This is a genomic window from Vibrio sp. 378 (genome assembly GCF_033339435.1).
Genome location: NZ_JAWOUO010000177.1, coordinates 1 through 1,024 on the forward strand (window position 1 = coordinate 1; position 1,024 = coordinate 1,024).

The following is a 1,024-nucleotide window of genomic DNA, read 5'->3' on the forward strand; positions in this document are numbered from 1 at the left end:
CTCGCAGGCAAAGCAAGCAGTGCGAGAAAAGGGCGTTATCGCTAGACTCTTACCGTACTAAAAATGAGACACCTCAGACAGATTTAAGGAATAAATTTGTTGTGAAAATGTTACAAAACTATAGTGGTCGGATGTCTAATAAGAAATCAATCAAGGAAGATTGAACATGAATCCAGCCACGCTGTGGCGCAGTGTATTTATGCCGCGCCAACCTCAATGGACGAGAACGCAACAACGTCAAGCTGACATCCTCTCTTTATTTACCTGCATCGCTTTTCTGGTCGGAATTTATAGCTTAATTAAGTGGTTCAAGCATGGACACGAAAGCTTGATCTTAACTTCTGTCATTCTGATTACTCTTGAGCTTCTTTCCGCTTCTAGTCTCAAATGGTTTAAGCAACCTGCGTTATCACTTAACCTTGGTTTTGTCGGGATGTCGGTGCATGCACTCAATATCATTTATCAAAGTGGTGGTGTGGTTGATTCACCTCAAACTTATTTGGTGCCTTTGTTGGTTGTCGCTTTCTTCTTATCTGGCACTCGTCTTATCGCTATTGCTTGGAGTGGCGTGGTGATTGCCATTTCCGCCTTAATGACACATCAGCATGTTTCGGGTTTTGAGTTTCCTCAACTGGTATTATCGGAAGCTTCTCAGAGATTAGAAATTTGGTCTGGTACCGTATTGCCGCTGGTGGTGATTTGTATCGCTCAGGCATTTACTGCTAAGCAACGTGATGATGCGATTGAAAATGCCGAAGCAGCAAAAGTCGAGAGTGAGCAAGTCGCCAAAAAAGCAACAGAAGGCGAACTGCATCTGGCTGAAGTATTGGAACAAGCTAATTTAAATTCGATAGAGCTGAAATCTGTTTCGCAAGTGCTTGATGAGCAATCGTCGCAGTTGGATGAGCAAGTCAATGCACTCAACGTGAATAGTGAATCTCAAGCAAGTGCGGCAGAGCAAATGAGCCAACAAGTACATCACATGGCCACAGGGATTGAAGAGTCGAGCAAGTTTGTGGAAGAG

General features: G+C 43.7%; 1 protein-coding gene. It reads left to right on the plus strand.

Annotation, left to right across the window (positions count from 1 at the left end):
* Nucleotides 1–166: 166 nt before the first annotated feature.
* Nucleotides 167–1,024: chemotaxis protein (locus R7Q48_RS24970; RefSeq protein ID WP_318132807.1), on the plus strand; the 858-nt coding region annotated here is incomplete at its 3' end.